We start from the raw sequence: 24,121 nt of genomic DNA on the forward strand, positions 1-24,121 counted from the left end.
ATGGCGAAAGCAAGAGGTCGCGGTATCAACCAATACGTCCTGGCTTTTTTCGTCCTGCTGGTCGGTCTATTGGGCGCGTTGCTGGCGGCAGACAATCTGCAGCGCGTTCTGCCCGTTTCCGATTGGCCCGCAGCCCTGACAACGCCGCTATCAGGATCAATCGAAGAACTGCTGTTCGTCTTTGCGGCGCTGCCGCGTCTCGCCGTTGCCTTCCTCTGCGGCGCAGCCCTTTCCCTTTCCGGCCTGCTGTTCCAGCAATCCCTTCGCAATGGGCTGGCGGAACCGACGACGCTTGGAACATCGGCGGGCGCGCAGGCCAGCCTGCTCCTGGCGTTGGTCTTTGCACCGGGTCTGCTGGATGTCGGCCAGGCGCCGATTGCCATTGGCGGCGCCGCCATCGCGACTGCTGCCGTATTCGCTATCTCAGCGGGCGCTGGACGCTCGCCAATCTCCATCATTCTCGCCGGGCTCGTCGTCAATCTGACGCTTGGAACGATCTGCGCTATCATCGTGCTGCTCTACCCGGAGCGCAGCGAAGATCTCGCACAATGGCAGACCGGCAGGCTGGAGCAGACAAGCTGGGGACCAGCATTCGGCCTGATGTTTTGTCTGCTGCTAGCATGGGCGATTGCAGCATTGCTTTGTCGCGCCCTTCGCCTCCTAGAGATGGATGACACCGTCGTCACTTCGCTTGGCATGAAACCGGCGTGGCTGCGTGGCCTGTCCCTTGCCATTGCCATCGTCGTCGCGGGATCGGTGGTCGCCACTGTCGGTACAATCGGTTTCGTCGGCCTTGCTGTCCCGGCCCTTGCCCGTGCGCTGGGTGCACGCGATCTGCGATCGCTTATCATCTGGGCACCGCTGCTTGGCGGTCTGCTCGTCGTTTTGGCGGACCAGATCGTGCAACTGCCTGCCATTGCGAATGGCCAGCTTCCGACCGGTACCTTCGTTTCTCTTCTCGGAGCACCCGTCCTGCTTGTGCTTCTGTCGCGAGCCAGATCCGGCGCCATCCGGTCGCAAACCCAGCAGATGACATCTCACCGTATCCGGCTTATGCCGAAGCATCTGGCTGGTTGCGCCGTCGTCCTATCTGCCTTCGTTATCATCACGCTTGCCGTCGGCCATGGTCCGGCGGGCTGGGAGTGGAGTACCGACGTCAACCTGATTGCGCGTTGGCGGCTCATGCGGGTCGTCGGCGCCGTCTCCGCAGGTGTTCTCTTGGGCATCAGCGGCGTGCTTGTTCAACGTGTCACGGCTAATCCCATGGCAAGTCCCGAGGTCATGGGCATATCGGCCGGCGCAACGCTTGGCGCTATCGCACTGCTCTTCGTTTCGACGTCCTACACATCCGGCGACCTGCTCATCGCCTGTGCCACCGGCTCGCTGCTGGTGACAGCGGCGATGGTGATCCTGGGCAGGCGCGCGAATTTCGCACCTGACAGGATCATTCTGATCGGCATCGCTCTGTCGGCGATTGTCGGAGCCGTCGGCGCATTTGTCGTGGCCGTCGGGGGGCCCGCGCGAGGGCTTCTTCTCACATGGTTTTCCGGCTCCACTTACCGTGTCACCAGCGATCAGGCGATAACAGTGGCAGTCTTGGCCGCCATAGCCCTGCTCGTTGTACCGCTGCTTAATCGTCCGCTCGAACTGCTCGGACTTGGTGAAGACAGCGCCCGATCACTCGGACTGCGGATTTCACACACACGTGGTGCGATCATTCTCTACAGTGCGATTGCCACCGCCGGCGCAACCATCATTGTTGGACCTGCAAGTTTCGTTGGACTGCTGGCGCCGCATATGGTGCGCCAGTTTGGCATTACCCGCACGCTGCCGCAGATTTTTGCCGCCGCGCTTGCCGGCGGTGTTCTGATGCTGACAGCCGATTGGCTCGGGAGAACCCTGATCTTCCCTTGGCAAATGCCGGCCGGTCTTCTGACCGCGCTGATCGGCGGTCCCGTGTTTCTCTATACGATGCGCCAACGCGGCTGAACGTCCCGGATCAGACCAGTCAGTTCAACAGAGGCATGATGTTTTCCGCCGCCTCTTTGAGCAGGGGCAGAACATCATCCGTCATCTCCTCCAGCGAGATATGTGCAGCCGGAGCACCAACGTTCAGGGCCGCAATCGTTTCACCGCGCCTGTTCTTCAAAGGCACTGCGATCGACCTCAGGCCCAGTTCGAGTTCCTGATCGATCAAGGCATATCCAAGCTCCCTGACACGACCGAGCTCGCTCATGATCGCGTCGGGGTCGACAAGCGTGCGGTCGGTGTTGGCCCGCAGATCGGATCTCGCCAGCACGTCGCGCGCATTGCTGTCGCTGAGGGCGGCAAGCAGTACCCGACCCATCGAAGAACAGTAAGCCGGAAGACGGCTGCCGGGATTGAGGTTGATCGACATGACGCGCCGTTGCGATGCACGGGCGATGTAAAGGATCTGCGTATCATCGAGCACGGATGCAGATGAACTCTGGCCGGTCTTTTCCGCCAGCACGTCAAGATGAGGTTGCAACAGCGTCGGCAAGGGCGTGGCGGACAGATAGGAGTGTCCAAGCCGCAGGATGCGAGGCGTCAGCGTGAAGAACTTGCCGTCATAGTCAGCATATTGCAGCTCGAAGAGGGTCAGCAGCGAGCGTCGCACCGTGGCGCGATCAAGCCCCGTTTTCTTGGCAACATCGGCAATCGACAGGCGCCGGTCGCTCTCGCCGAATGCCTCGATTACACGCAAACCCTTGGCAAAGCTGCTGACGAAATCCGTTTCTTTCACGGCTTAGCCCTCTCATTTGTGCGATATATGAACAAATATCAATTAACGCACAAACTTCATTGCCGCAAGCCTTGATGAGTCGTATCTACTGGCGAGAACACAGACAGTTGGTCGACGTAAGATCTAGGGAGGTCGAATGGACAAGAGATCGAAAAGTGCCGCAGAAGCAGTTTCCGCTATCGGCGACGGCGCCGTGGTGATGATCGGCGGCTTCGGCGGTTCCGGCGCACCGATTGAACTCATTCATGCGCTGATCGACAAGCGTCCCAGAAATCTCACCGTCATCAACAACAATGCCGGAAACGGCAGGATCGGCATTGCCGCGATGATCGACGCGGGCATGGTCGCGAAAATGATCTGCTCATTCCCGAAATCGTCCGACCCGCGCGCCTTCACCGACAAGTATCTCGCCGGCGAAATCGAGCTTGAACTGGTACCGCAGGGAACACTGGCTGAGCGCATCAGAGCCGGCGGCGCGGGAATTCCGGCCTTTTATACGCCGACTGCCTACGGAACCGAGCTTGCCAACGGCAAGCCGATCGCTGAATTCGATGGTCGCCATTATGTTCAGGAACGCTGGCTGAAGGCCGATTTTGCGATCGTAAAGGCGCATGTCGGCGATACGCACGGCAACCTCACCTACAACAAGGCCGCCCGCAACTTCAATCCGCTGATGTGCATGGCCGCAGCCAGGACGATCGTTCAGGTTTCCAAGATTGTCGAGGCCGGCGGCATCGACCCGGAACAGGTCGTGACACCTGGAATTTTCGTCGACCGCGTCGTGGAAGTGGCGAACCCGCAGCAGGAAGAGGCAATGATCCGCGCCGGGATGCAGTATGAGGGAGGAATTTACGCATGAGCGCCGATACGCTGACAGTCGATGTCCGTGACGACATCAAGCTTTCCAACGCCCAGATCGCCTGGCGCGCCGCCCAGGATATTGAAGACGGAGCCTATGTGAACCTCGGCATCGGTTTTCCGGAAATGGTGGCGCGTTATCAGCCGCCGGGACGTCAGGCCGTGTTTCACACCGAAAACGGCATCCTGAATTTCGGGGAAGCGCCGAAGCCCGGTGAGGAAGACTGGGATCTGATCAATGCCGGCAAAAAGGCCGTGACCCTGAAACCGGGTGCCGCGTTCTTTCACCATGCAGACAGCTTCGCGATGGTGCGCGGCGGTCATCTCGACGTTGCCATTCTGGGCGCGCTTCAGGTTGCCGAAAACGGCGACCTCGCCAACTGGCGGGTTGGCTCAAAGGGTGTGCCGGCCGTCGGCGGCGCCATGGATCTGGTTCACGGCGCCAAGCAGGTGTTCGTCATCACCGAACACATCACCAAAAATGGCGAACCAAAACTCGTTGAAAAATGCACCTTCCCGCTGACCGGCGTTGCCTGCATCACCCGCATCTACACCAGCCACGCCGTCATCGACATCGTGGACGGGCATTTTGTCCTGCGTGAAAAGCTGCCGGGCATGAGTGTCGAAGAACTGCAGGCCATGACGGGTGCCAAGCTCCACATCGATGGCACGGTAGCCGATCTGACCGTTCCGACACTGTGAATTCGTGAAGCGTTCCGGTGTTTGGAAGTCGCATCCGTTTCACACCGGTCCGCTTGAGGAGGATTTTATGACTGACGCATTCATTTGCGATTATATCCGCACTCCGATCGGCCGTTTCGGCGGCTCGCTGTCATCCGTTCGCGCCGACGATCTGGGCGCGATACCGCTCAAGGCCTTGATGGAGCGCAACACGTCTGTCGACTGGGAAGCGGTGGGTGATGTCGTCTATGGCTGCGCCAACCAGGCCGGCGAGGATAACCGGAACGTTGCCCGCATGTCGTTGCTTCTGGCAGGTCTTCCTGTTTCCTTGACTGGCACGACCATCAATCGCCTCTGCGGTTCCGGCATGGACGCCGTCATCACGGCGGCGCGTGCGATCAAGGCAGGCGAAGCCGACTTGATGATAGCAGGCGGTGTGGAAAGCATGAGCCGTGCGCCCTTCGTTATGCCCAAGGCGGAGACCGCATTTTCCCGCAATGCCGAAATCTACGATACGACGATTGGCTGGCGTTTCGTCAACCCCGCCATGAAGAAGCAATACGGTGTCGATTCCATGCCGGAAACCGGCGACAACGTGGCCATCGACTACCACGTATCACGCGAAGACCAGGACGCCTTTGCCTTGCTTTCACAGGCAAAGGCTGCTGCCGCACAGGCAAATGGCCGGCTGGCCAAGGAAATCACGCCTGTCTCGGTCGCGCAGAGAAAAGGCGACCCAATCGTCGTGTCTGCGGACGAACATCCGCGTTCTACCAGCCTCGAGGCCCTTGCAAAGCTGAAGCCCGTCAACCGCCTGGAAGGCGCCACCGTGACTGCCGGCAATGCCTCTGGTGTCAACGATGGGGCTGCAGCCCTCATCATCGCATCGGAAGCCGCCGCACGCAAATACGGTCTGACACCGATTGCGCGTATCATGGGTGGGGCCACAGCCGGTGTTGCACCGCGCGTTATGGGATTTGGGCCAGCGCCAGCCACGCACAAACTTTGCGCACGACTTGGCCTCACCCCTTCGCAGTTCGATGTCATCGAACTGAACGAAGCCTTCGCGTCGCAGGGCATTGCTGTGCTCAGAGACCTAGGTCTCTCGGATGAGGCGGAGAACGTCAATCCGAACGGAGGCGCGATCGCACTCGGCCATCCACTGGGGATGTCGGGCGCCCGCATCAGTGGTACTGCCGCCATGGAGCTTTCGCTCGGACACGGCCAATATGCTCTTGCCACCATGTGCATTGGCGTCGGCCAGGGCATCGCCGTCGCACTGCAGCGCGTCTAATCTGGGAGCAAGGCGAGGATCAGCTTAGTGGTCTTCGCCCTTTTCAGCGTCTATCCCGATCGTAGTCAGGGACCGTGAACTCGTCGGCGTCGGGCGTGAAGAATTTTGTCACGATCTTTTTGACGCCGGGGCTCGCGGCCACTCTCAGCACCGCATGCTGGAGAGCAACACCGAAGCGGGTTTGCGGCTGCAGCATTTTGGGTGCAATTTTTGGCACCCCCTGCCCCTTCTCGACATAGGGCCTCATCAGCTCGTCATAGCGATGCAGCGCCGTATCAAGATCTTTGGCGGTCGCCAGTTCTCCGGCAAGAACATAGGCTCCAACAATGGCAAGCGTGGTGCCAATCCCTGAAATCGGGGTTGCACACCATGCGGCATCGCCAGTCAAAACAACGTGGCCGCTCGACCAGCGCTCCATCTTCACCTGGCGAAGAACGTCGAAATATAGATCATCGGTGGTGTTGAGCCCCTGCAGCACGCGAGGTGCCTCCCAGCCGGCATCGTGGAAATGCTGTCTCAGAAATTCCTTCTGCTCTTCAGGCGATAACGCGTCTTCTTCATCTGGCTTTTTCTGCACAACGAGGATAACGCGCGTTGTCCCTTTGTTGTCGGGCCGCAACCATATGCTCCGGCCTTCGCCGGCTGTGTAAATGCGGCAATGATCAACGTCGCTCTCGCTTTTGGGGATGGTGAAGTAACCCATGATGACATCGAGCCATCGCGGATCATTCTCCCCCATGAAGAACATTTCCCGAGTTGATGATCCGACGCCTTCGGCAACAATCACCAGATCGTAGTTTTCCTGATTGCCAGATTTGAATGTTACGACAGCACCATCTTTCTGGTCATCGATATCCTCGATACAATCGCCGAAGCGAAACCGGGTATCGTGCCCGCAAGCCTCGAAGAGGATTCTTGCGAGATCGCCGCGCAGAATTTCCAGCTCCGCCGTCGGCCCATCGGGGCCAATTTCATCAACGTCGAATTCGGCAATCGTCTCGTTGTTTTCGTCGACGAAGCGGATGCCCTCTTCGCCAGTTCCATTCCTGGCTACCACGTCTTCGAGCCGCATCTTATGGAGCACGTCCCGCCCTGCACCCCGGACATCGATATTCTGGCCGCCGTCGCGAAACTGGGAATGGCGCTCCACGACCGTGACGTCAAATCCCCAATGATTAAGCCACCAGGCCAATGTCGTACCAGCAACACTGGCGCCCGTAATCAGAACCCGGCGCTTCTGCTGATCCATATCACGCATGCTCACACACTCGCACTGAACTGATAAAAGAAGAAGATCCCTGCGCCTATCGGGCCGGGGCTCGGTCGCCATCAAGCAATGAGGAAAAGGGATGTTTGGTTCCGCCTCACGCAGTCAGTCCCAAAACCATTGCACTTGGAACGATTTGCAGTCGCCGCAATTAATGAAACGCGCTTCACGCGATCGGCGGGCACGCATCCGGGTGCAGAAGAGAGAAACGGCAATGGCAGGCGCTTCAATCAGAACGGCGGAACCACCAGAGCTGACAGAATTTGCGATTGGCATCGCTCGCGGTGCCGCCGGCGCCCTGCTTTTCGGCATTCCCATGCTGATGACCATGGAGTTGTGGCAGCTTGGATTTTACATCGAGCGTTACAGGTTGTTCGTTCTGCTGCTTCTCAACATTCCGCTCCTGATCTTGCTCGCAAGGATGATCGGCTTCGAACGGACGTCCACATGGCGTGAGGCGTATCGCGACGCCATGATCGCCTATGCACTTGGCGTTGTCATGAGTGCTGCAATCCTTGTCTTGCTTGGAGACATCAAGCCAGACATGCCATTTTCGGAAATGCTCGGAAAGATCGCGATCCAGGCTGTACCGGCAAGTATCGGCGCGTTGCTCGGTCGCTCACAGTTCGGAGACAAGGCGGATACGAGCGATGAAGAAGATAAGAACAGCGACGTGGATGAAAACGATCCTGTCGAAGGGCAGCTCTCAACTCGCTACAGTCGCGAGCTTTTCCTCATGGCGGTCGGCGCGCTTTTTCTCAACCTGAATGTCGCTCCGACTGAAGAAGTAATCCTCATTTCCTACAGGATGACACCTTGGCATGCTTTTGTCGCCATTCTGCTATCGATCGCCATCATGCACGGGTTCGTTTATGCCGTTTCGTTCAGAGGCACCCACGAGATACCGGATGATACACCGCGGTGGCATGTCTTTTTCCGCTTCACCCTTCCCGGTTACGTCGTTGCACTGATCGTCAGCCTCTATGTGCTCTGGATATTCGGGCGGCTCGATCACACGGTACCGACGCAGATGCTGATGTCGACTATCGTTCTGTCGTTTCCAGGCGCAATCGGCGCTGCAGCCGCACGTCTCATTCTTTAGCGAGGGCGCATGGCCAGCAAGTCAAAACACCCCGAAGCACAGGAACCTCATTGGATCGAGTGGGCCACCGGTGTACTTTCAGGCCTGTTGGTCGCTAGTATTCTGGCGTGGGTCGGCTACGAGGCACTGACCCAAAATAGCAACCCTCCGGATCTTGCCATACAGGTCGGACAGGACAGCGTCATTGAATCCGGCCATCGCGTCGAGTTTCAGGTGCTGAACCGTTCTGACCGAACTGCCGCCGCAGTGACTGTCAGGGGCGAAGTCATCGACGCTGGAAACGTATTGGAAAGCGTTGAGGTCATCCTCGACTATGTCCCTGCCCATTCAACAGCGGGCGGCGCTTTCATCTTCGTAAACGACACGACCAATCGTGAAATCCGCATCAAGCCGCGCGGTTATGCCGACCCGTGAACACCACTGCGTGAATGAAGATCTGTTGAGCTGATCGGGCCGCAGCGGCGGAACGAATCACCAGCCGCTTCGTTTAGCGTTATTGTCCGTATTGGGAGTCACGGAGATGGCGGCACCGCGCGCCAACTGGAAGGGCTATATCAAGTTCGGGGAGGTCACCTGTCCGGTGGCACTTTACACTGCAGCATCCTCCTCCGAACGGATCAGCTTCAACATTCTCAACCGAAAGACCGGAAATCGCGTCCGTCGCGAGTTCATCGACAGCGAGACGGGAGATGTCGTCGAACACGACGACCAGGTGAAGGGTTATGAAACCGGCAATGGCCGATATGTCATGCTGGAGCCGGAGGAGATCGCCGCAGCCATTCCCAACAGCGACAAGACACTTGCCATAGACGCGTTCATAGCCTGCACGGAAATCGACGACGTCTATTTCGACAAACCCTATTATCTGGCTCCGCAGAAAATGGGCGAGGAAGCGTTTGCGTTGCTGCGCGACGGCATGAGGGAGGCCAAAGTTGCCGCCATTTCCAGTACCGTACTTTTTCGCCGTCTTCGCACCCTGTTGATCCGTCCCAGTGGCGATGGCCTGATCGGCACCACACTGAACTTCGATTACGAGGTTCGCCCGGCCGAGGACGCTTTCCAAGAAATGACCGACATCAAAATTGACGCCGAGATGCTCGATCTTGCTGCTCATATCATTGGAACGAAACGCGGCAGCTTTGACGTCTCGAAATTCGACGACCGCTACGAGGATGCACTGGCCGAACTGGTGAAGGCGAAGATCGAGGGCAAGCCGTTCAAGAAGATTGCTGCTCCAAAAGCCTCGAAACCCAGCGACCTTCTGCAGGCGTTGCGAGAGAGCGCGCAGGCCATGAAGGCGTCTACAGCGAAGCGTGAATCTGCCAACACCAATCCAGCGCGGAAGAAGGCTTCCAGCAACAAGATCGCCTCGTCGTCATCGCCGCGCCGGAAGGCCGGATGAAACGGAGATTGCCATCATGCCACTTCGTCCCCATTGGAAAGGTTATCTGAAACTATCCCTCGTCACCTGTTCGGTGGAGATGACGCCGGCAACGTCCGACAGCGAAAAGGTGAAATTCCATACTCTCAATCGCGAGACGGGCAACCGCGTTCAAAGCCACTACGTCGATGCCGTTACCGGTAAGGGGGTCCGCGAACAGGACGAGGTGAAAGGGTATCAGCGCGGCGATGATGATTATGTCATGCTTGAGGATGAAGACCTCGAGCACGTCGCACTGGAAAGCACGAAAACGATCGACATTTCGACCTTCACCCCACGTGACGAGATTGATTGGATCTGGTTGGACAAGCCGTATTATCTCACACCCAACGACAAGGTCAGTGAAGAGGCCTTTGCCGTCATTCGCGCCGCCATGGAACAGCAGAAAATGGTCGGTATTTCCAGGCTGGTGCTTGGACGCCGTGAACGGGCGGTCATGCTCGAGCCACGCGGCAAGGGAATTGTACTTTGGACGTTGAGATATGGCGACGAAGTGCGAGAGGCAGGCGATTATTTCGTCGGCTTGACCGAAACAAAAACCGAAAGAGAAGCGCTTCCTTTAATTCGCAAACTCATCAAGACGCAGACCCGGCATTGGGACGGCAAGATGGTCTCCGATCCGGTCCAGGAAAACCTCCTTGATCTCATCAAGTCCAAGAAAAAGCAGCGTAAGCCGACCGCAGCCAAAAAGCCCAACGAAACGGAGACAGAGAAACCGAGCAACGTGATCAACATCATGGATGCGCTACGCAAATCGGTCGAGGCAGACAATCGTCGATCGAAAAAGACGAAATAGCCGAAGGCCTCTCAAATGCTGCGCCTCAGCTCAATTTTTTTAGACGTTTAATGGCTTCCGCCAGCGAGCGGCCCGATTGATCGTAATCCTTCCACGCCTCGCTCTTGCCGAGCAATGATGGGACCGTCCGTATCGTAAACCGCTTGGGATCAAGATCCGATTTCACCTGCGTCCATGTCAGCGGCATCGAGACCGTAGCACCGGGCCGCGCACGCGGTGACAGAGGAGCAACCGCGGTCGCCATGCGGTCATTGCGCAGATAATCGAGAAAGATACGCCCGTCCCGAAGCTTTTTTGCCATTTTGGTCAGATAGAGGTCGGGTTTCTCCTCGACCATCAACTCACAAACCCGCCGAGCAAAATCCTTTGCCTCATCCCAGTCGGGCGACGCACCTTTTGCGGCCTTCAATGGCGTAACCACATGCAACCCCTTGCCACCGGTCGTCTTGCAGAAACTGACAAGACCAAGCTCATCCAGACGGTCGCGGAAATCGCGCGCCGTCTCGACCACAATGGAAAAGGCAACGTCGGGGCCTGGATCGAGATCAAAGACCAGACGGCCAGGCAATTCCGGCTCACCCGGATGGCAATTCCAGGGATGAAGTTCGAGTGACGCAACCTGTGCCAGTGCTGCCAGCCCCTCAATCCGGTCGACCTGCAGATAGGGCTTCTTGTCACCGGAGACTTTGACGAGCTCCAGCAGGTTCGACATGCCAGGCATGGCATGGCGCTGGAAGAATTGCTCGCCGCCGATCCCATCAGGCGCCCGGATGACCGAGCAGGGTCTGCCCCTGACGTGACCGATCATCCAATCCCCCACAGCCTCGAAATAGTGAGCCAGATCCTCCTTGGTCACGGGATCGTCTTTATCCGGCCAGAGCACCTTGTCAGGGTTGGAAATGAGGACACCCATGATCTCCACTTTTGCACCCTTTCGGCCTGTGGCCCTTGAAGCAGATTTCTGCACCGGCGCTTCACCGGGTTTCACCGGATCGACCGATGCCGCGACCTCCGTCGTCACCTCACCGGCCGGTTTGTCTTCCCTCAACCCCTTGAATGCAGCCTGACGCACCTGCCCATCCGCCGTCCATCCCGCGAATTCGATTTCGGCAACGCATTCCGGTTTCACCCAATGGATGTCGGTCGTCTTTTTCGGTGCGCCCATCCCGGTAAAGGGCGAACGGGAGACCTGCAGCGGCACCAACATTTCCATCAGCATATCGGCTCTGCCAGCGCCGAAACCGGTACCGACACGGCCGACATGGACGAAGTGCTTGTCGCGATGGACACCGACCAGAAGAGACCGAAACCGTCCGTTGGTTGTGGCGTAACCGCCGATGACCACTTCATGACCTGCCCGGCACTTGGATTTTATCCAGCTATCACTTCGACCGGACTGATAAGGCGCATCCGCCTTCTTTGATACAATCCCCTCCAGAGACAGCCGGCATGCCGAGCGAAGGACGGCATCGCCGCCCGTATCGAAATGATCGGCATAACGTATGCGCTCACCGGCCTTTGCTTCCGCGAGAAGTGCCTTAAGCCGTGATTTCCGCTCCTGAAGCGGCAGATCGCGTAGATCAGCGTCGCCATCAAACAAGAGATCGAAAGCGAAAAAGACCAGATGCTCGGTTTGCCCCTCCGACAAGGCCGCCTGAAGTGCTGAAAAATCCGGTGCGCCGCTGCGATCCAGCGCACAGATTTCGCCATCGACGATAACATCGGGAAGATCGGCGGCATCGCCGGCGATGTGGCTGAAACGTTTTGTCCAGTCGAGCCCCTTGCGCGTTTTGAGCTGAACCTCGCCTGCCTCCACACGCATCTGGATACGGTAACCGTCGAACTTGATTTCATGCAGCCATCCTGTCGAAGATGGTGGCCTCTCCTGAGACTTGCAAAGCTGCGGCGGGACGAAGGCGGGCATCGAGCTTGCCGCAGGTCTTTTTTTTCTGGCCTCGCGCTGTCGCTGCTTTTGCCTCTCTTCCGCCGCACGCCCTTCGCTGCTGTCCCATACGGCGTCGGCACCGATAACGGCTTCACTCAACATGAATGGCTTTGGCTTTCGCCCTGTGCCGGCAGCGATCGCCGCCATCTCCCGGCCCGACGCCACCGACGTTTTTTCCCGATTGAGAATTGCGCCACCGTTCCGGCTGACGGATTTATCGTCGCGATGCTTTATCAGCAGCCAGTTGGTCCGCTTGCCGCCGTTTCGGTCGTGTTTCATGCGAACAAGCACGAAGCTGCCTTGCAGGCGATCCCCGCTGAGGACGAATTTGAGGTCGCCTTTTTTGAGCGCATCTTCCGGCGACATGTCACCCTCCGGCTCCCAATAACCACGGTCCCACAGCATGACCGTGCCACCGCCATATTCACCTTTCGGGATCGTGCCTTCGAAATCGCCGTAATCGAGCGGATGGTCTTCAACTTCGACTGCCAGGCGTTTGTCTGCCGGATCGAGTGAAGGACCGCGCGTCACGGCCCATGACTTGAACACCCCATCAAGCTCAAGGCGAAGATCGTAATGGAGGCGGGTCGCATCGTGTTTCTGCATGACAAAGCGAAGACGCCGCGATGGCTTTATCTCGACCGTTCCGGCGGGCTCTGTCGTCTTCTTGAAATCGCGTTTGCTTTGATAGGTCGAGAGTTTTCCGGACATGACTTCACCGGCCCGGCCCGATCTTCGTTCCCGAAGAACGGGACTTCATCTTCGAGAATTGATGCAGGAGCTTGCGGACCGTTTCCTGTTGTCCGAATTCATCGATCACGGGAACAGGGTCTGACGCAATCGCCTCAATCACTTCCGGTGCGGCACCCGACCTTGCAGCGTCAATAATCGCTTCGCGCGTCTCGCGTTCGGCAACGAGTTTCAGATAGAGGACGTGGATGATCGCATCCCGAATGTCGAGATCATCTTGCAGCCGGTCGGTTTTCTTCAGTGGCGCGCCCATGCGGTAAAAAGACGCCAGACGGTGCAGAAGTTCCAATCAGGCCGCCAAGAATCGTCATTCAAGGCGGAGAGGATGCCGTTTCGCTCTGACTCTCCGACGCACCTGGGAAATTTCAGGAGGCAACAGGGATCAGAAGATGACCCTGTCCGTCTCGTCTCGCTGAGGAAGACTGCTCTGGCTTCCAGGCCGCGAGCACGCCAAACCCGCTGCAATCGAGGCGCGCTGCATGGCCTCTTTCAGAGAAAGGCCGCGATCAAGCGCCGAGGCAAGGACACCAACGAAACAATCACCTGCCGCCGTCGTGTCTTTCACCTCAATCGACATGGCCGCGACCCGCACCTTGTCGCCAAATGCGACGGCTTCGGCGCCGTCACCGCCAAGTGTACGCAGGACACCGGTACCAAGGCGCGCGGACAGGTCCTCCGCCGATACACCGCAGCCGAGCCAACCCGCCAAAGCCTCGGCTTCGTCTTCATTGACGACGATCAGATCGCACAAAGAGAGAACCTCTTCCGACAAGGGAAATGCCGGTGCGAGGTTGAGGATTGAGGTGGCACTGGAGGCATGCGTGCGGCGGATGAGCTTTTCCACCTCCGCCACATCGTTTTCCATTTGCATGAGCACGACATTCGCCCGTTGCAACAGGTCCTCCTCCACGCTATCGGAAGAAACCGCCAGGTTGGCACCGGCTGCGACCACAATCATATTCCGCCCCTTGGCGTCGATATGGATCGAGGCATTGCCAGTCGGTTCGCGAAGAATGGCCACACGGCTGATATCCGTTGCCGTCTTGAGGTTCTGCAGTCCGGTCTCTGCCAGACCATCCTGGCCGACAGCACCCACCATCACCACCTCCGCCCCATCGCGGGCTGCAGCAAGCCCCTGATTGGCCCCTTTGCCACCGGCTTCCGTGCGGAAGCGTCTCGCAAGCAGCGTCTGGCCCGGCTGCGGCATGTCCTCGACCTCGTACACGAAGTCGACATTGATTGAGCCGAAGGTGATGATCATGGCATGGTTTCCTTACGCGATCTGAACGAAGTGGCCTTCGCCGGCTTCTTCGTAAGTCCGCTTCGGCGGCACATAATCGGCAGCGCGGAACGGGCTTTTGATCTCGTCATTGGAGATGCGGCGTGTCTGCCGACGCGATGGATCTGCAATCGGAACCGCGGCCATCAGACGTTTGGTATATTCGTGCTGCGGGTTTTCGAAAACGGCCTGACGCGGACCGATCTCGACGATTTCGCCGAGATACATGACGGCGACACGGTGGCTGATGCGCTCGACAACCGCCATGTCATGGCTGATGAACAGGTAGCCGAGACCGTATTTCTCCTGCAGGTCGAGCATCAGATTGATGACCTGAGCCTTGACCGACACGTCGAGCGCGGACACGGATTCGTCGGCAATCAGAAGCTTTGGTTCCAGCGCGAGGGCGCGGGCGATACACACACGCTGACGCTGGCCACCGGAAAACTCGTGCGGGAAACGATCCGCCATCGACGCGGACAGACCGACACGTTCGAGAAGTTCGCCAACGCGCTGACGCGCCTGCGAGGCTGGCGCCAGACCATGGGTGATGATCGGTTCGGCAATCGCCTGACCGACACGAATGCGCGGATTGAGACTTTCGAACGGGTCCTGAAAGATCATCTGCGCTTCACGACGGATATTGGCGAGATCGGTCTTTCCAGCTTTCAAGACGTTCTTGCCGTCAATCTGGACTTCGCCTGAAACCGCATCGGTCAGACGGATGATCGATCGACCGGTCGTCGACTTCCCGCAACCGGATTCGCCGACCAGAGACAGCGTTTCTCCCTGACGCAGTTCCAGCGAAACGCCCTCGACCGCGTGAATGCGACCGATGGTCTTGCGCAGGAACCCCTTCTTGATCGGAAAGCGCGTGACGAGGTTATCGACCTTGAGGATCGGCGGCTGGTCGCGCTTGACCGTATCTTCAGTGGGCTTGACCGGCTGGATTTCGCCGGTTGCCATGTCTACCTGCGGGAACCGCAACGGACGGTCCTTCCCGGTCATTGAGCCGAGCTGCGGCACGGCCGACAAAAGGGCGCGGGTGTAGGGATGCTTGGCACCCGCGAAGAGATCGTGCGTCGTGCCGGTCTCGACCTGCTCGCCACGATACATCACCACCGTCCGGTCGGAGATTTCCGCAACAACACCCATGTCGTGAGTGATGAAGAGAACAGACATGCCCTCTTCTTCCTGCAACGTCTTGATCAGCTCGAGAATCTGCGCCTGGATGGTCACGTCGAGCGCGGTCGTCGGTTCGTCGGCGATCAGCAACTTGGGATCGCAGGCAAGTGCAATGGCGATGACGACGCGTTGACGCATGCCGCCCGAAAAGTTCATCGGGTATTCGTTGAGGCGCGACTTGGCCGAGGGAATGCGGACTTTTTCGAGAAGCCGCACGGCTTCCGCCTGCGCCTGCGCTTCCGACATGCCGCGATGCTGACGCAGCACCTCGGTGATCTGCTCACCGATCTTCAGCACCGGATTGAGCGACGTCATCGGCTCCTGGAAGATCATGCCGATGCGGTTGCCGCGGATTTTCTGCATGTCGTCGAGCGGGATCGACAGAAGATCCTTGCCCTCGAATTCGATCTTGCCGGTGACGCGCGAGTTGCCTGGCGACAGGAGCCGCATGATAGACATGGCGGTCACGCTCTTGCCGGAGCCGGATTCGCCGACGACCGCAACGGTTTCCTTCGGCGCGATATCGAAGCTGACATCATGCACGACGTTGCGCCACTCACCGCCAACACGGAATGCCGTGTTGAGGTTGGAAATCGAAAGAATAGGTTTGGTCATGATCTTAGCCCTCACGACGCGGATTGAGGATGTCGCGCAGGGAATCGCCGATCAGGTTGATCGCGACGATGAGCAACAGAAGGGCAATGCCCGGGAAGAAGCTGATCCAGTAGTCGCCGGACAGCAGGTATTCGAAGCCATTCGAAATCAGCAGGCCAAGCGAGGGTTCAGTGACCGGCAAGCCTATGCCCAGGAAGGAGAGCGTTGCCTCCAGCATGATGGCATAGGCGACGCGCATGGTTGCGACGACGATCAGCGGCGGCAGGCAGTTGGGCAGAATATGCCGGAAAAGGATGCTGCGGTCTGGCAACGCCATCGAACGGGCTGCATCGACGTAAGCCCGCTTGCGCTCAACCAGGGCGGAGCCGCGGATCGTACGGGCATAATAGGCCCACTGCGTGACCACCAGCGCCAGAATGATCTTGTCGACGCCCTGGCCGAGAATGGCGAGGAAGATGAGCGCAATCAGAATGGCCGGGAAACTGAGCTGAATGTCGACGATACGCATCAGGACCGAGTCCAGCCGGCCGCCGACATAGGCGCTGGTCAGACCGATCGACGCACCGATGACAAGTGCGATCGCCGCACTGGAAAGACCCACGAGAATACTGGTTCGCAAGCCGTAGAGAATGGCACTGAACAGGTCACGGCCCTGCGTGTCGGTACCGATCAGGTAGGTCATACCCGACATGCTTTCCGAACCGGGCGGCAGGCGACCATCGAGAATATCGAGCTGCGCCAGATCATAAGGGTTCTGCGGCGCAATCATCGGAGCAAAGATGGCGGCGAGAATGAACACCGTCACCAGAACGAGACCAAGCAGCGCCAGCTTGTCACGCATCAGCGCGAAAAGAACTTCACGCGATGGCGAACGCGAGGCGGATTTTGCGCCGCTGTTTGCTGCGGCATGGACCGAAACGGTCGAGCTGTTGTTGTCGGTCATCACGAGTTCCCCTCAAGACGGACGCGGGGATCGACGATCGAATAGAGGATGTCGACCAGAAGATTGATGACGCTGAACATCACGACGGTGATCATCAGATAAGCAAGGATGACGGGACGATCGAGAACACCGATGGCGTCGATGATCAGCTTGCCCATTCCCGGCCATGCAAAGATGGTTTCGGTGACAACCGCAAAGGCGATCAGCGAGCCGAGTTCGAGGCCGATAACCGTGATCAGCGGGATCAGGGTGTTTTTAAGCACATGCACGGTAACGATGCGGCGTTCCGGCAGGCCCTTGGCGCGGGCAAAACGGACGAAATCGAGCTGCATCGTTTCCATCACGCCCGCGCGGGTCAGACGAATAACCAGCGAAATCTTGAAGAGCGCCAGATTGAACGCCGGCAGCAGAAGATGCGACAGGCCATCCCAGGTGAACATCGACAGCGGGACGCCAAGCACATTGACGGTGTCCCCGCGACCGGAGGACGGAAGCCAGCCATAATACACGCTGAACAGCATAATCATCACAAGACCAATCCAGAAGGTCGGCAAGCTGAAACCGAGGATCGAGAAGGTCATGATCGATTTGGAGATGAAGCCTTTCGGCTTCAGGCCGGCGTAAACACCCAGCGGAATACCGATCACCAGCGCCATGGCGAGCGCCACAAAAGCGAGCTCGAGTGTCGCGGGCATGCGGTTCATGATGAGTGTCAGCGCTGGCTGATTGAACACGAAGGAGTTGCCGAGATCGCCCGAAAGGGCGTTGCTGAGGAAGATCCAGTATTGTTCCCAGACAGATTTATCGAGACCAAAGGACTGGATAACCTGCAGGCGCTCGGCCGGTGTCGCGGTCGGGCTCAACAGCACGTCGACAGGGTTGCCGACGAGATAGAGGCCGGCAAAAACCAGGACCGACATGACAAACAGTGTGAGTATGGTCTGGAGCGACCGGCTTAAGAGATATCCGCTCATGCGTGTGAGCCTCCCAGGGTTCGTCTGTCGAGCGCGTCGTCGCCATGGCGGGCGATGCGCTCGATCAGCAATTCGATGAACCCGGCTTCGTCGACATCGGTGACGACAGTGGCATTGGCCGGCCGGTCCATCTTCTTGTAGAAATCGGCATAGGTATAACCCATCGTCAGGCCCGTGACCTGAACGCCGACAAAAGCCTCGCGGCTGGTGAACAGTTCGGGCCGGATCAACCAGGCGATCGTTGTCGCATCATGGATCGGTCCGCCCGGACGACCAAAGCGTTTTTCATCGCTGCGGTCGAAGGTGGAGAAGAGATTGTAAAGCGCAGCACCCGCTTCGCCACCCGCGCGAAAGCGCTGGAAATGGTCGGCGGTGAAAAGCGCCTGAAATGTCATGTCGAGCGGCATCAGCACGATGGGTACGCCGGACTGGAAGACGATTTCCGCCGCATGCGGGTCGGCGTAGATGTTGAATTCTGCCCAGGGCGTGCGGTGCCCGAGAGCCGTGAACGCACCACCCATTGAAACGATCTGGCGAATGCCACGGGCAACATCCGTATGCTGGATCAACGCCAGCGCCACATTGGTCATAGGTCCGATGGCACAGATGGTGATCTGTTCGCCTGCAGCTGCAGCAGCACGCGCCAATCGCACGATGAACTGAACAGCACCTTCTTGCGACGGCACGATATCGCCAGCCTTAACCAGCGTATCGTCAAAGGAGCCGATCCGGGCATATTTGCCGTAAACCTGCTCACGTACCAGAGGGCCACTCGCACCGGCATGAACCGGTACGTCGCGGCGACCACTGAGCCCAACAAGCTTGCAGGCATTCGTGACGGTATCGCCGAGCGGCACGTTGCCAGCCACGATCGACAGGCCGAGAACCTCGATTTCAGGCGAGGCAAGCGCCATCAGGATGGCGGCGGCATCGTCCACGCCCGGGTCCGCATCAATGATGACCTTGTGGATACTCATGCCATGGCCTTTTCGGCATAACGCGACAGGCGCTCAAGGAAGAAGGCAATAACGCCTTCCGCATCGACCTTCGTAACGATGTCGGCATTCGGTTCGAGGCCGCTCTTACCGTACCAGTCGGCAATCGTCTGACCCATGCAGAGTTCGCTTTCATATTCGACGAAAACGCGGGCTTTCTCGGTTTCGAACAGATGTGGCGCAAGGATATAGGCCATGACCAGGGGATCATGCAGCGGACCCCCGCGCGAACCATAACGACGCACATCGTTACGATCCCAAAATGCCATCAACTCGGCCAGTGTTTCGGAGATGCGACCGCTGACACGCGAAAACTCGGCGACATGTTCCGGCTTCAGCATGACCTGATGCGTGGCATCAAGCGACAAGGCAACCAGTGGAATGCCAGTCGAAAACACGACATGAGCGGCATGCGGATCGGCCAGAACGTTGAATTCCGAGGTCATTGTGCGGTTACCCGGCTCGCGATAGGCACCACCCATCATCACGATGCGTTCGATGCCTTCGGCGATCTGCGGTTTCATGCGCAGGGCGACCGCGACGTTGGTCAGCGGCCCCAGGCAGCAGAGCGTGATACGCTCGCCCTGCTCTGCGGCCTTGGACAGCGCATCAATCAGGAAATCGACGGCAGACGTTTCTTCGGCCTTTTTCACCGGTTCCGGCAACACGGTGTTGCCAAGTCCGGTCTTGCCATGAAACTGCCCATGGATCGGCTCACGCAGCATCGGCCGGAAGCAACCGGCATAAACCGGAATATCGATACGGTTGCCAAGTTCGCAAACCTGCAACGCATTGCGCACCGTGCGCTCGAGCGGCTGGTTGCCACAGACCGGTGTGATGCCCAGAATCTTGAGTTCCGGCGACACGAATGCGGTCAACAGGGCAATCGTGTCATCGATACCGGGATCACAATCGACGATGATCGAAATCGGCTTCATTCTCAATGCCTTCAATGTGTGGGATCAGAAAATTCAGAGCGCGCCAATATCGCGCAGCACGCTGGCGATTTCCGCTCGCGCGGCCTCACCGAGCGGCATTTGCGGATGCATTGGCGCACCGACGGCAAAACCCTGCAGATCGAGCGCCGTCTTGATGCAGGCGGCGATCGAATATTTCGCGAAAATCTCGTTGACCTTCCACATCGGCCGTTGAAGGTCCATCGCACGCGTCCAGTCGCCGGCCTTGGCCGCCTCGTAGAGTGCAATGCTCTGCTTGGGCACGATGCAGGCTGGACCGGCCATCCAGCCGACCCCGCCAATCATCATCACGCAGACCGGAATATGCGCGGAGGCTGCAAATACCTCCATGCGGCCACGGGTCCGCTCAATGATCGAGAGCAGCCGCCCCGTGTTGGTCGAGGCGTCCTTGATGTAGCGGATGTTATCGATCCTGCTCAGTCGTTCGATGACCGGCAAAGACAGATCGGACCGCTGGAACTGCGGATTGGTGTAGAGCACCACCGGACGACCTTTGGCCGCCTTGGCGATGGCGGTGAAATAGGCTTCGACGCCCTCGTCACTGACCGGGAAATACGCTTCGAGGATCGCCAGAATGCCATCTGCGCCGGCCTCTACCATGTATTCCGTCTGGGCAACGGCATCGGCAGTGGATGTCGACGCCACGCCGGCGACAACGGGAACCCGGCCCCGATTGGCCGAGATCACGGTGTCGACGACGCGGCGTCTTTGCTCTTGGGAGAGATAGGAAAATTCACCCGTGCTGCCGAGCGGCGCCAGACCATGGACGCCAGCGTCGATCAGATGATCCACCAGATCCGTCAGCACACCTTGCATCACCTGACCGGCGCTATCAACCGGTGAGACGAGATAGGGAAATACACCGCTGAAAGACATGGTGGACCGCTCCTTGTTCTTCGATCAGTTCGGCTTCACGTAGTAGGGAAGCGTGTAACCGTCGGAGCGACCGGCGTAGTTGATGTCGCTCTTCACCGCCCAGGTGTTGGCGAGATAGAAAACCGGAATGACACCGAGATCCGTCATTGCGATTTCAGTGGCCTTCTTCAGAAGTTCCTCACGCTTTGCGTCGTCGAGCGTTGATCGGGCTTCGTTCAGAGCCTTGTCGAACTCCGGGTTGGAGTAACGACCGCGATTGCCCTGGCCGGCCTTTTCGCCGTAGGTTTCGAGGATCGGTCCGAGAACGCCGGAAGCCTCACCCGTTTCAACGGCAGCACCGCCCATGATGAACGAAAATTCGAGATTCGAGGCGCGTGTGAAATAGACGCTGCCCGGCAGCGTCGCGACTTCCGTTTTCACGCCAACACGGCTGAAGAACTGGCCAATGGCCTGCGCAACCTTGCTGTCATTAGGATAACGGTCGTTCGATGCATGGAAGGTCAGCTGGAAACCGTCGGGATAACCCGCTTTCGCCAGCAGTTCCTTGGCCTTGTTCGGGTCATAGGCATCAACCTTGATGGCTGGATCGTACCCGAAATACCCTTCCGGAACGACCTGACCGGCCGGCACGCCCTGGCCGTCCATGATACGGTCGACAAGCGCTTCACGGTTGATGGATAGCGACAGCGCGCGACGGACTTCCGGTTTCAGCAGCGGGTTCTTGCCATTAGCCCCCTTTGCGAAAGGCGATTCTTCACGGCCCTGATCCATATGCAGGTACATGATGCGGTTGCCGGCAATGTTAATGACCTTCATCTTGTCCGAAGCTTCCAGGCGGCGGGTATCGGCCGTCGGGATGTTTTCGATCATGTCCACATCGCCCGAAAGCATGGCGGCCACGCGGGCGCTCGGGTTCTTGAAGACGCGGAAGGTAACCTTGTCCCAGGCAGCCTTTTCACCCCAATAGGTATCGTTGCGCGCAACAACGACATTGTCGTCCGGCGACCAGGAAACGAATTTGAACGGGCCGGTGCCAACAACACCCTTACCGGTGTTCATCTCGCCGGTCGTAACCTTTTCCATTTCGGCCGGAAGCATGGCGATACGGCTGAGGTTGTTGAGCAGCAGCGGCGTCGGGCCTGATGTCTTGATGCGGACCGTCAGAGGATCGACAGCTTCGACCTCGGTAATGGCCTTCACATAAGCGGCAAACGAGCTTGGGCTGTTGGTCGAGGCAAGCGGAATGCGCTTGATGCTGGCGACCACGTCTTCAGCGGTAAAATCGCTGCCGTCGTGGAACTTCACGCCTTCTCGAAGCTTGAATTCCCAGGTCGTGTCATCAACGATTGTCCAGGAAACAGCCAGAGCCGGCTGGATCTGCTGCTTGTCGTCCTGGTTGACGAGACCATCGAAAATGTTGCGCGCCATCGCGCTGTTCGGGCCGACGACATAGAATTGCGGGTCCATGGACGTCGTAGAGGCGGACAGGCCAACGGTCAGATCCCGGGCCTCGCTCGCGAGCGGCATGGCAAAAACGGACGCTGCCATTGCGGCTGCGAAAACAGAAAATTTCATAACGGGGACTCCTCCGGGTTGTCCGACCCGCGCTCCCTGCGGGTAAAAGACGAATTAACGTTTTACCTGGCAAAAGAAAAATTGCATTTTGTACTTAAGCCATGCCGTAATGTTATGTGAGGGACTGCAAGTTGAGGCTGAAACCAAGACAGGTCGAAGCATTTCGCGCCGTAATGATGACCGGTGGCATCACTGCTGCCGCCGAGGCCATGAACGTCACGCAGCCTGCTGTCAGCCGCCTTATCCGCGATCTCGAAGATATCGTCCAAATGCGACTGTTTGAACGCGTGGGAGCGCGATTGGTGCCAACCGCTGAAGCGACAGAGTTCTACCGGGAAGTCGAGCGACTCTACCTCGGCCTCGACCAGATCGCCCAGGCGGCAGACGACATAAGGGCACACAAGAACACCGTCTTGCGGATTGGCAGCGTCACATCTCTGGTAAGGCCTTATCTTCACAAGGCAATTGTCGAAGTGATCGGTGACCGGCTGGATATTCCGCTGGTCATCGACGTCGAAAACAGCCGCTACATCTGGGATATGGTCGACCAGAACCGGTATGATCTCGGGCTGGTATTCGCCTCACCCAGAATGGCGGACAAGAACGCCACGCCTCTGCACAGTTCCTACGCGGTTGCAGCAATGACGGCGGATCACAGATTGGCATCCCGTCAGGTCGTCACGCCTGGCGACCTGCTCGATGAACGTGTTCTTATCCCCGGCAGAAATTCGCCTTTGCGACTGGCGCTCGACCGCGCCTTTTCGACGGAAGACCATCAGCCGATCAGCACGATGGAAACCTCTATGCTCAACTGTTGTTATTTCGCCGCCGCGGGCATGGGGGTCGGCATTGTCGACCACACCAGTCTCCGTTCCGCCGATGCGAAGGTGGTGGCAATACCGTTCGAACCGAAGATTGAGGTTTCCTATTACGCCATACGCCCTGTCGGAGCGCAGAGAATAGCCGTTCTCGATCGGTTGATCGAACGGATGCAGCAGATGATGAGTGCAGCGGGCTCGCAGTAGCGATAAACAGCGAGCCCTAAATCTCAGGCAACGGCCTGAGCACCCGTGATTTCGACCAGGGAACCGCACATGAAGGCCGCCTCCTCAGACGCCAGGAATGCCACCAGTGCTGCAACCTCTTCCGGTTTGCCAATGCGGCCGAAGGGTACGAGCTTGTCAAGGTCGGCAATGGTGCGTCCCGAACGCTTGACCCCCGCTTCCAGCATTGGCGTGTGAATTTCACCGGGGCAGACCGCGTTGACGCGCACCTTGCTGGGCGCATAGTCACGGGCGAGGTTCTGAGTGAAGCTTGCAACCGCCGCCTTTGTGACGTTGTAGGCAATGTGGTTCGGTGCCGGGTAAAGCCCCCATTGCGACGCGGTGTTGACGATAGCGCCGCCACCGGCTTCGATCATATGCGGAAGCACTGCCTGGCAAAGATGGAACATCGCATCGATATTGACGGCAAAGCTCAAACGCCAGTCCTCCGGCGTCAACGACAGCAGATTGCCACGCCTGTTGATACCGGCATTGTTGCAAAGGACGTCAATCCGGCCCTCGTGAGCAATCACATCGTCGATGATGGCGCGGCAGCCCTCGGCGTTCGAGATATCACTTGCCACGGCCCGGGCAGAGCCACCCTCTCCCCTGATCTGGCTTGCCGTTGCCTCGGCTCCCTCGCCATTCATATCCGTGACGATGACGTGGGCGCCCTCTGCCGCAAAACGGCTGCTGATGGCGCCGCCGATACCACCTGCGGCACCGGTAACGATAACAACTTTGTTCTGGAAGCGCATGTC

The 24,121-nt window shown here is 58.4% G+C and carries 22 protein-coding genes; 9 read left to right on the top strand and 13 right to left on the bottom strand.

Going from position 1 to position 24,121, the window contains the following annotated elements; all coding sequences use genetic code 11:
• Positions 1-1,989: a Fe(3+)-hydroxamate ABC transporter permease FhuB gene (fhuB, locus tag ACIQT8_RS09095; RefSeq protein ID WP_400964805.1), complete on the top strand. Its 1,989-nt coding sequence runs from the start codon at positions 1-3 to the stop codon at positions 1,987-1,989.
• A 19-nt stretch (positions 1,990-2,008) separates the two neighbouring features.
• Here the strand turns inward: fhuB and ACIQT8_RS09100 are convergent, their stop codons facing one another.
• A complete protein-coding gene (locus ACIQT8_RS09100) occupies positions 2,009-2,764 on the bottom strand; it encodes an IclR family transcriptional regulator (RefSeq protein ID WP_400964806.1) in 756 nt (251 codons plus the stop codon).
• 136 nt (positions 2,765-2,900) lie between these two features.
• Between ACIQT8_RS09100 and ACIQT8_RS09105 the strand changes: the two genes are divergently transcribed.
• The 3 genes from ACIQT8_RS09105 (at position 2,901) to pcaF (ending at position 5,597) form a co-directional block, all read left to right on the top strand.
• Positions 2,901-3,623 carry a 3-oxoacid CoA-transferase subunit A gene (locus ACIQT8_RS09105; protein ID WP_400964807.1) on the top strand — a complete coding sequence of 241 codons (723 nt, stop codon included), beginning with the start codon at positions 2,901-2,903 and terminating at the stop codon, positions 3,621-3,623.
• Positions 3,620-4,324 carry a CoA transferase subunit B gene (locus ACIQT8_RS09110; protein ID WP_400964808.1) on the top strand — a complete coding sequence of 235 codons (705 nt, stop codon included), beginning with the start codon at positions 3,620-3,622 and terminating at the stop codon, positions 4,322-4,324. The genes ACIQT8_RS09105 and ACIQT8_RS09110 overlap by 4 nt, the downstream gene beginning before the upstream one ends.
• Positions 4,325-4,391: 67 nt before the next feature.
• Positions 4,392-5,597: a 3-oxoadipyl-CoA thiolase gene (gene pcaF, locus ACIQT8_RS09115; RefSeq protein ID WP_400964809.1), complete on the top strand. Its 1,206-nt coding sequence runs from the start codon at positions 4,392-4,394 to the stop codon at positions 5,595-5,597.
• 43 nt (positions 5,598-5,640) lie between these two features.
• Here the strand turns inward: pcaF and ACIQT8_RS09120 are convergent, their stop codons facing one another.
• Entirely contained in the window at positions 5,641-6,855 is a 1,215-nt protein-coding gene (locus ACIQT8_RS09120; protein WP_400964810.1) for an FAD-dependent monooxygenase, read from the bottom strand.
• A gap of 223 nt (positions 6,856-7,078) precedes the next feature.
• Between ACIQT8_RS09120 and ACIQT8_RS09125 the strand changes: the two genes are divergently transcribed.
• The 4 genes from ACIQT8_RS09125 to ACIQT8_RS09140 all read left to right on the top strand — a co-directional run bounded on the left by ACIQT8_RS09125 (position 7,079) and on the right by ACIQT8_RS09140 (position 10,203).
• Positions 7,079-7,966 (top strand): TIGR02587 family membrane protein, encoded by an 888-nt coding sequence (locus ACIQT8_RS09125; protein ID WP_400964811.1) that lies wholly within the window; start codon positions 7,079-7,081, stop codon positions 7,964-7,966.
• Positions 7,967-7,975: 9 nt separating this feature from the next.
• Positions 7,976-8,380: a hypothetical protein gene (locus ACIQT8_RS09130; RefSeq protein WP_400964812.1), complete on the top strand. Its 405-nt coding sequence runs from the start codon at positions 7,976-7,978 to the stop codon at positions 8,378-8,380.
• A 106-nt stretch (positions 8,381-8,486) separates the two neighbouring features.
• Positions 8,487-9,368, top strand: a complete 882-nt coding sequence (locus tag ACIQT8_RS09135; protein ID WP_400964813.1) for a Ku protein — start codon at positions 8,487-8,489, stop codon at positions 9,366-9,368.
• 16 nt (positions 9,369-9,384) lie between these two features.
• Positions 9,385-10,203 carry a Ku protein gene (locus ACIQT8_RS09140; RefSeq protein WP_400964814.1) on the top strand — a complete coding sequence of 273 codons (819 nt, stop codon included), beginning with the start codon at positions 9,385-9,387 and terminating at the stop codon, positions 10,201-10,203.
• A 25-nt stretch (positions 10,204-10,228) separates the two neighbouring features.
• On the opposite strand, the gene ligD is transcribed toward ACIQT8_RS09140, so the two are convergent.
• The 10 genes from ligD to ACIQT8_RS09190 all read right to left on the bottom strand — a co-directional run bounded on the left by ligD (position 10,229) and on the right by ACIQT8_RS09190 (position 22,317).
• Positions 10,229-12,859 carry a DNA ligase D gene (ligD, locus tag ACIQT8_RS09145; protein ID WP_400964815.1) on the bottom strand — a complete coding sequence of 877 codons (2,631 nt, stop codon included), beginning with the start codon at positions 12,857-12,859 and terminating at the stop codon, positions 10,229-10,231.
• A 4-nt stretch (positions 12,860-12,863) separates the two neighbouring features.
• Positions 12,864-13,187 (bottom strand): hypothetical protein, encoded by a 324-nt coding sequence (locus ACIQT8_RS09150; protein WP_400964816.1) that lies wholly within the window; start codon positions 13,185-13,187, stop codon positions 12,864-12,866.
• A 93-nt stretch (positions 13,188-13,280) separates the two neighbouring features.
• Complete coding sequence (locus tag ACIQT8_RS09155) at positions 13,281-14,159, bottom strand: ribokinase (protein WP_400964817.1); 879 nt, start codon at positions 14,157-14,159, stop codon at positions 13,281-13,283.
• 12 nt (positions 14,160-14,171) lie between these two features.
• Positions 14,172-15,977 (bottom strand): ABC transporter ATP-binding protein, encoded by a 1,806-nt coding sequence (locus tag ACIQT8_RS09160; RefSeq protein WP_400964818.1) that lies wholly within the window; start codon positions 15,975-15,977, stop codon positions 14,172-14,174.
• A gap of 4 nt (positions 15,978-15,981) precedes the next feature.
• Positions 15,982-16,920 (bottom strand): ABC transporter permease, encoded by a 939-nt coding sequence (locus ACIQT8_RS09165; RefSeq protein WP_138794099.1) that lies wholly within the window; start codon positions 16,918-16,920, stop codon positions 15,982-15,984.
• Positions 16,920-17,894, bottom strand: coding sequence for an ABC transporter permease (locus ACIQT8_RS09170; protein ID WP_138794098.1), 975 nt, complete (start codon positions 17,892-17,894; stop codon positions 16,920-16,922). The genes ACIQT8_RS09165 and ACIQT8_RS09170 overlap by 1 nt, the downstream gene beginning before the upstream one ends.
• The gene (locus tag ACIQT8_RS09175; RefSeq protein ID WP_400964819.1) at positions 17,891-18,871 is read right to left on the bottom strand and encodes a nucleoside hydrolase; all 981 of its coding nucleotides are present in this window, start codon (positions 18,869-18,871) and stop codon (positions 17,891-17,893) included. Before ACIQT8_RS09175 ends, ACIQT8_RS09170 begins: the two co-directional genes overlap by 4 nt.
• Positions 18,868-19,827: a nucleoside hydrolase gene (locus ACIQT8_RS09180; RefSeq protein ID WP_138794096.1), complete on the bottom strand. Its 960-nt coding sequence runs from the start codon at positions 19,825-19,827 to the stop codon at positions 18,868-18,870. The genes ACIQT8_RS09175 and ACIQT8_RS09180 overlap by 4 nt, the downstream gene beginning before the upstream one ends.
• Before the next feature lie 33 nt (positions 19,828-19,860).
• The gene (locus tag ACIQT8_RS09185) at positions 19,861-20,742 is read right to left on the bottom strand and encodes a dihydrodipicolinate synthase family protein (RefSeq protein WP_400964820.1); all 882 of its coding nucleotides are present in this window, start codon (positions 20,740-20,742) and stop codon (positions 19,861-19,863) included.
• Between the two features lie 24 nt (positions 20,743-20,766).
• Positions 20,767-22,317 carry an ABC transporter substrate-binding protein gene (locus tag ACIQT8_RS09190; protein WP_400964821.1) on the bottom strand — a complete coding sequence of 517 codons (1,551 nt, stop codon included), beginning with the start codon at positions 22,315-22,317 and terminating at the stop codon, positions 20,767-20,769.
• Between the two features lie 131 nt (positions 22,318-22,448).
• On the opposite strand from ACIQT8_RS09190, the gene ACIQT8_RS09195 reads away from it, so the two are divergent.
• A complete protein-coding gene (locus ACIQT8_RS09195; RefSeq protein ID WP_400964822.1) occupies positions 22,449-23,342 on the top strand; it encodes a LysR family transcriptional regulator in 894 nt (297 codons plus the stop codon).
• Positions 23,343-23,365: 23 nt separating this feature from the next.
• Here ACIQT8_RS09195 and ACIQT8_RS09200 read toward each other — a convergent pair whose 3' ends face one another.
• Positions 23,366-24,118, bottom strand: a complete 753-nt coding sequence (locus tag ACIQT8_RS09200; protein ID WP_400964823.1) for an SDR family NAD(P)-dependent oxidoreductase — start codon at positions 24,116-24,118, stop codon at positions 23,366-23,368.
• Positions 24,119-24,121 lie beyond the last annotated feature (3 nt).

The sequence above is a fragment of the Agrobacterium sp. NPDC090273 genome (assembly GCF_044772305.1).
Classification (GTDB): Bacteria; Pseudomonadota; Alphaproteobacteria; order Rhizobiales; family Rhizobiaceae; genus Agrobacterium.